The following is a 7,192-nucleotide window of genomic DNA, read 5'->3' as shown; positions in this document are numbered from 1 at the left end:
GCGCATCCTGAGGATCAACGGCCTGAACGCGATCACTGACGACGTGGTGGAAGCTGCACGCAGCACCCTCGTGATCGGTGTCACTTAGCGCTGACAGAACGGTGCCAATCAGCGCTGATATCTACACCGCAAAGCCGGAAAAATACGCCAGAAGCTCATCCCTGCGGGGAAAAGTGGAGCTCCAGTTAGGGTTCCGATCGAATGAATAGCTGTAGATATGGCTGTGAACGTCACAGCACAATCCGGGATAATTGTGACGCTTCCAGGTTCCGCCGACCGCATCGTCCTTCTCGAAAATTGTGAAATTCTCGAAGCCCGCAGCTTTCAGCTTGTAACCCATCACTAGTCCGGCGGCGCCAGCACCCAGAACCGCGATGCTGGCGCTTTTCTTCATATCCACTGCCATTTCATCCTTGTTTTCTACTCGGAACTTTCTGCCGAGTGGTTCTAATTTCCGTAGCGCACGGTAAGCGAGACGCCGTAAGTGGCAGGTCGCCCGGTGTAGCGGTAGAGCACGTCGCTGCCGGAGAAGATCGTGGTGGCATATGTCTTGTTGCCCACGTTCCGGCCGAACACCGACGCCTTCCAGCTCCCGTCAGCACTTTGAATACCGGCTCGCAGATCAAGCAGCGCATAGGCCGGGATGCGATACTCGTCCGCCTTCAGCACCGCCGTTTCAAACGTGGCATTCGTCTTGTCCTGGTAGGTCAAGGTGCCACCGAAGAACGTCTCCGTGCTGGCCGAAACCGGGAACTTGTATTCCGCATCGACAACGGCCGAATACTTCGGCGTGAATGGCAGAGTCGAGCCGTTGTAGTCCCCCTTGTAACCTGCCTGGTTGTAGATCGCGAGGCCGGCAATCGTCTTGTCGAACTTGCCGTTCACCTTGGAGTCGAGATAGGAACCGCTCAGCGAGATGTTCAAACCGTCGACGGGGTAGAGCTGAAGTTCGGCCTCGACCCCAAGGACCTTGGACTTAGGCACGTTGAGAATGTTCTCCAGCAGTCCGAACACTGGATCCGAAGTTTTAGCACGAACCTGCTTGTTAGCGTAGTCGTAGTAGAATGCCGCGGCATTGAACTGGGCACGGCGGTTAAGCAGAGGTGCCTTGAAGCCGAACTCATAGGCGCGCAGGCGCTCCTGCTTTGCCGGCTGGAACTGCGATTGTGCAGTAGCCGCAGCATTGCCAAAGACGCCGGCTTTGTAACCCTGGCTGGCACTGACGTAAACCAGGGTTCCGCTGTCGAACTTGTAGTTCGCGCCCAACCGCCAGGAGACATTGTCTTCATTAAGAGATCTCTCAATCGGGGTGATCGCCGGACGAAAGAGGTCGGCCCCCGCCGTCGGACTATCATTAAGCGCGATGCACTGCCCCGGCTGCACGACCACGTGACCGGCCGGATTGAGTCCGAACGCTGTCTGCAGATCGTAGAAGCCGAAGCCCGGAACCACGTCTGCGTTACCGAACGTCTTCGAGAACAGCTGCTCCGGCGTCAGGTCATAACCGCAATAGGCGGCATCGCGCTTCGACTTGGTCCAGCGGGCGCCTGCCTGCAGGGTCAGGTTGGGCGCAACCTCGATATCGGCATTTCCAAACACCGCGAAGTTCGAGATCTTCTGCTTAAGCTCATGGCTGTTTTCAGTGAAGCGCAGGCCTGGCAGTGCTTCACCCACGGAAAGGTCGAAGGCACTGAGGGACCGCTGGGTGTCGTCGACGCTGGCGTGGTCATAGTTGACACCGCCAACGAGGTGGACACTCTCACTGTCGTGGGCCAGCCGCAATTCCTGGCTGAAGAACTCGACGCCGCCGAACACCCGCACCGGAAGCGCCGTGGCCAAGGTCGCATCATTGTCCTGCGCCCTGTTGATCTTCTGATCAATGTAGGAAGTCAGCGAGGTCAAGGTCAGCGTATCGCTGAGATCGACTGAAGATCTTAGCGCAGCCTGGAACATGCGATCGTTCATCTGATGCGGCCACTCAGGGCTCCACTCTGCCACTCGCGCGTTGTCGCCAAGGCCGATCGGCGTCATGCCGAGATAGGAGTTCGTGCCCGGCTCGCCGATGCGACCGGCGACCTTCGCCTGCCGAGCAGCCAGGCTCGCGTCGAAGTTCGGGCTCGCCGGGTTCGTGAACGCGGCATAGGCGGCCGGATTGACCACCTCGAACGGATTGCTCCGCGTGGCTCCAGCCGGGATGAATCCAGCTGTCGGGACAATGTTGAGCTGGTTGGAGATGAATTGCGCCTGCTGGGTATCCGACTTGTCCTGATAGCCCGAAAGCGTGAGCTCGAACCTGGCGTTGTTCGTCGGCTCCCAATCGAGAATGGCGCGCCCGATCAGCTGCCGGCTCGCACCGTTCTTGTCTTCCCGGCGAGAAAGGCTGTACTGCCAGTCGCCGCCCTGAACCGCGCGGACCGCGATGCGGCCCTTGAGTGTGGACGACAGCGGGCCGCTGACAAAGCCGGAAACGTCGAGCTTGTTGAACTTGTCATAGGACAGATCACCGCCGGCAGCCAGCGTGTCGGTCGGTTTGTTGGAGATATAGTTGATGGCGCCGCCGGTCGAACTTGCACCATACAATGTGCCCTGCGGTCCCTTGAGCACCTCCAGGCGCTGCACGTCGAGCCCGAGGCCAAGGCTCATGGTCGGAAAAGGAATCGAGAATTCGTCCTGGTACAGCGCCACGGACGGCGACGCGCCGAAGCTGTACTCATACAAGCCGACGCCGCGCAGCGTATAGACCGGCGTCGCATAGCCCGAAGCGGTGAACGTGAAGCCCGGAACAACACGCGTGAGGTCAGCGGGGCCGGTCACGCCTCGGGCTAACAGGGTGTCGCCGGACGCAGCCGTGATCGACATGCCCACGGAATTGATAGACTGTTCGCGCTTCTGCGCGGTCACGACAATTTCGTTAGAGGGCGCACTATCGGTCGCCGGCTGCTCGTCCGCAGCGTGTGCGGTGCCTGCAAGTAGCGCAACAGTAGCCGCTCCGCAAAGTAGTTGATTAAAAGCTTTCATTTCACACTATCCCCTCATGTTGATCATTTGTGATCATGCCCAAACAAACTTGTTCTTTTATTTTTGGAAACATAATGCATTCAGCGCAGGAATTTAGCAATCTCCACGCTTGCCTCTTCTGCTTCGGGTAGAAAGTTCGCAAACAAATGCCACACGTGCGGCAGGTCCGGCCACACACTCAGCGTCACGCGCGCGCCGGCGGCGGCTAGACGATCCGTAAAGGTCTTCGCATCCCAGTAGAAAAACTCGGCTCCGCTAGCCTGGATCAGGGTGGGCGGGAATTTTTCGAGCAGCTCGGCCGGGGCGTGCACCGGCGAGACCATGGGGTCGGCAAGGCGTTCTTGATCGATCCCATAGATCTACGGCACGTAGATGACGCCGGCGTTGCTACCCACCGGGTCGCCTTCGCGGTCATGTCGATCAGGATTGCACGACGCCTCCAGCATCGGCGAGATCAGCACCACCTTGTCGGGCAGGCGCCCACCATGCTTGATCAGGTGAAGACAAGTGGCTGCGGTCAGGTTTCCGCCACAGGAATCACCGGCGAGGAAGATACTTGCCGCCTTTGCGAATCCTTCCGGAGCATTGGTCTCCGCCCACTTTAGCGCCGTGACGCAGTCTTCCAGACCGGCGGGATAGGGATTCTCCGGAGACAACCTGTACCCGACGCTCAGGATGGGCATGCCGGTGGCCTTGGCGAGAACCGAGATCATAGGGCGATGGCTGTTGAGCGAACCTGCCGCCCATCCGCCACCATGGAGATAAACCGTGATAGCGTCGGACGTAGCCCCGTCCGGAACGATCCACTCGGCTGCAACGCCGCCCGCGTCGACGGATATGCAATTTACGCCGGTCATTGGCGTGCGTGGCACTACGTCGCCGTAGGTCTCGGTTGTGCTGCGCAGAAGATCGATCATTTCCCCGATAGACTGGGGCGGGGGATCGACGTTCATGCTAGCCGACAAATGCTCGAACGCCCTTTGAATATCCGCTCTCATCGTCCGCTCCTGTTCTAGTGACCGCACTCGTTCGGGAGGCGGGACAGACTTGATGCGCGCACGCGTCTCTCCCGCCCAGCCTGTATCAGCCGAGGTTCATCGTGACGTTCTTCTGATAAAGGAAGCCCTCGATCTGATCCGGGCCGCCTTTCCAGCCGTACCCGCTCATCCGGTAGCCGCCGAAGCCGACACTGGGATCAATGATGCCGTAGCAATTCACCCAGACGGTCGAAGATTTGATCTTTTCGCTCATCGTCATTGCCGTTGACAGATCGCGGGTCCAAACTGCTCCGCCCAGGCCAAAGCTGGTGTCGTTGGCGAGCTTCAGCGCCTCTTCCGCATCTTCAAAGCCGATCACGGAGATGACTGGGCCGAAGATTTCCTCGCGGGCTATGCGCATGTCGTTGTGCACATTCGAGAAGACAGTCGGCTCGACAAAGTTGCCATCGGCGAGGTTTCCTCCGAGGCGTTTGCCTCCGACGACCAACTGGGCACCTTCCTGGGTGCCGAGCTCGAAATAGCCGGTGACGCGCTCGAGCTGCTTGCGGTTGACCAAGGGGCCCAATTGCGTTGACGGATCGATGCCGGGCCCAACCTTCAGCGTCTTTGTGAAGGCCTGCAAACGCTCAAGGAATTCTTCCTGAATGGACTTCTGCACGAAGAGGCGCGTGCCGGCAAAGCAGACCTGCCCGCTGTTCGCAAACACAGCCATCGCCGCTCCGGGCACTGCCTTATCCAGATCGGCGTCGGCAAAAATGATGTCCGGAGACTTGCCGCCAAGCTCCACCTGCACGCGCTTGATGTTGGTGGCCGAGGCCCGGATGATCCCCTGGCCAGTCTGTGTGGAGCCAGTAAACCCAATCCGATCGACGTCGAGATGCTCGGCCAGCGCCTGCCCCGCCGTCGGGCCAAATCCTGTGACCACATTCAACACGCCCTTGGGAAGGCCTGCCTGTTCCAGCAGTTCCGCCGTGCGGAGCACCACTAGCGAAGCATCTTCGGCGGGCTTCAGGACGAGCGTGCAACCCGTAGCCAACACCGGACCAATGAGCCACCATTGGCTCAGGATCGGGCTGTTCCAGGGTATGATGCCGCCAACCACACCGACAGGAGCGCGCAGCGTGAACGTGCGAAAATCGCCAGGCAGGGAGTTCGGGCGAGTATTGCCGGCGGTGTTGAAAACTTGCGATGAATAAAACCGGATCGCCCCGACAATCATCTGCTTCATGAATGGGCCCCGCGAAATGGGAGCTCCCATTTCCAGAGTGTCGATGGTGAGGAGTTCTTGAAAATGGCTTTCGATCAGATCGGCGGCACGCAGCAGCAGCGCCATCCGATCCTGGGGTGTCCACTTGGACCACTCGCCTTCAAATGCCTTGCGCGCGGCGCGGACCGCACGGTTGATATCTTCTAAATCGCCCTCGGCTATATGGCCAAGCAAATCGCCGTTTGCGGGGTTACTGGTCTCGAAAGTTTTGCCCGAAGCCGCTTCGACCCATTCACCCCCAATGAACATCTTTTTCGGCTTCCCATCGAACATGTGGGAAACAGATGCATAATTACGCACGTCTTCAACGGCTGCCATCGCTTGATCTTTCCTCTCGTGCACCCGGAGATTTCCTTTTCGGCAGTTGCCTCGACGATAGCGCCGAAGCGAAGTCTCCGATTCAAAACTCTGCCGATCGTCTCATTTTACAGGACGCAATTCCGCTTGTCAGAACGGGTTTTACTGCACCGCGCTTTGCTTGACAAGGGGGGCTTTCAGTCCGCACGGTAAAGTCCGGTTCGACATATAGGCGTCGTGACAATCGGGGTGAACGCTTTGGCACGCCACTTGCTTTGCCGGGCAATTTTTATCGACACGCAATCCCGTATCGGCACCCCGATGGCACGTTGCGAGTGAGTGATTCATTAGGATTTCTGCCGCGCGTCTGTGCTGGCCAACCAGCGATAATGTCTCGGACAGCCACGCCATTTGGGAATTGGAGGCTCGTAAAATACCTGACGGAATCGACGATGTCCGGGAACGGTATGCAAGTGAACGCAAGCGTCGGATGCAAGGCGGGGCGGGCCGCTACATGGAACTGGAAGGCCGCTTCGCCGAAATGTTCGCGGACCCGTATGTCGACTTGGCTGCACGTCGCGATCCGATCTCGCGAGACGTCGATGTTCTAATTGTTGGCGGCGGCTTTTCCGGACTGCTTGCGGCGGCAAACCTTCGCCGATCGGGAATTCAGGACTTCGTCATAGTCGACAAGGCCGGCGACTTCGGCGGAACCTGGTATTGGAACCGTTACCCCGGGGTGATGTGCGACGTCGAATCCTACATTTACTTGCCGATGATTGAGGAAATTGGAACAATCCCATCCAAGCGCTACGCTCCGGGTCACGAAATCCTTGAACATAGCCGCGCCATTGGTCGTCACTTCGAACTCTACCCCAATGCCCTGTTTCAGACCCAGGTCACGAGTCTCAAATGGGCTGAAGACCAGCAACGTTGGTGCGTCGAAACCGCCCAGAACGATGTGATTCGCGCACGCTTCGTGATCCTTGGCAGTGGGCCGCTCAATTTGCCCCGCCTGCCAGACATACCGGGGATCGAGAGCTACACCGGTCACATGTTCCATACCTGTCGGTGGGACTATGACTATACCGGCGGCAGCCCGACCACCTCGATGGACCGCCTGGCCGACAAGCGCGTTGCGATTGTTGGTACCGGAGCGACTGGCGTACAGGTAGTCCCCGAACTCGCGATCGCGTCGAAGGAGCTTATTGTCGTGCAGCGCACCCCGTCCGCCGTCGGGGTGCGCGACAACGCGCCGACAGACATGGCGTGGTTCAAGAGCCTGAAGGCCGGATGGCAGCGCCAGCGCATGGAAAACTTCGATGCGATTCTAGCGGGCATACCTCAGACCGAAAATCTGGTGGGCGACGAGTGGAGCAATATCTGGTCACCGGAACCAGTCATGCTCGAGGGCGAGGATGCGGGTGCAATGTCGCTGGCCGAAGTCTACGAACTGACGGACTTCCGCCGCATGGAACGCGTACGTGGGTCGTGCGGCTGAGCGGAACAGGAAAGTGTCATAAGGCACTGTTTGGCTCGATACAGCGATAGATGGTGGCCGGGTGAACGTTGAAGGTCCTTGCGACGGCGCTAATGGACTTACCCTCGAGAA

4 protein-coding genes and 1 pseudogene are annotated in these 7,192 nt (G+C 58.8%); 1 reads left to right on the top strand and 4 read right to left on the bottom strand.

Annotated elements, in window-relative coordinates; translation table 11 throughout:
* Positions 1–121: 121 nt before the first annotated feature.
* The 4 genes and pseudogenes from EWH12_RS21160 to EWH12_RS21140 all read right to left on the bottom strand — a co-directional run bounded on the left by EWH12_RS21160 (position 122) and on the right by EWH12_RS21140 (position 5,601).
* Complete coding sequence (locus tag EWH12_RS21160; protein ID WP_082922042.1) at positions 122–406, bottom strand: NAD(P)-binding protein; 285 nt, start codon at positions 404–406, stop codon at positions 122–124.
* A gap of 41 nt (positions 407–447) precedes the next feature.
* Positions 448–3,018, bottom strand: coding sequence for a TonB-dependent receptor (locus EWH12_RS21155; RefSeq protein ID WP_066769691.1), 2,571 nt, complete (start codon positions 3,016–3,018; stop codon positions 448–450).
* Between the two features lie 80 nt (positions 3,019–3,098).
* Positions 3,099–3,875, bottom strand: a pseudogene (locus EWH12_RS22825) (alpha/beta hydrolase).
* Positions 3,876–4,101: 226 nt separating this feature from the next.
* Positions 4,102–5,601, bottom strand: a complete 1,500-nt coding sequence (locus tag EWH12_RS21140) for an aldehyde dehydrogenase family protein (protein WP_129927737.1) — start codon at positions 5,599–5,601, stop codon at positions 4,102–4,104.
* Between the two features lie 493 nt (positions 5,602–6,094).
* Between EWH12_RS21140 and EWH12_RS21135 the strand changes: the two genes are divergently transcribed.
* On the top strand, positions 6,095–7,081 hold the full coding sequence (locus EWH12_RS21135) for a flavin-containing monooxygenase (RefSeq protein ID WP_165363690.1): 987 nt from the start codon (positions 6,095–6,097) through the stop codon (positions 7,079–7,081).
* The last annotated feature ends 111 nt before the right edge of the window (positions 7,082–7,192 follow it).

Source organism: Sphingobium cupriresistens (assembly GCF_004152865.1).
GTDB lineage: Bacteria > Pseudomonadota > Alphaproteobacteria > Sphingomonadales > Sphingomonadaceae > Sphingobium > Sphingobium cupriresistens.
This window is presented reverse-complemented; position numbering and strand designations above follow the sequence as displayed.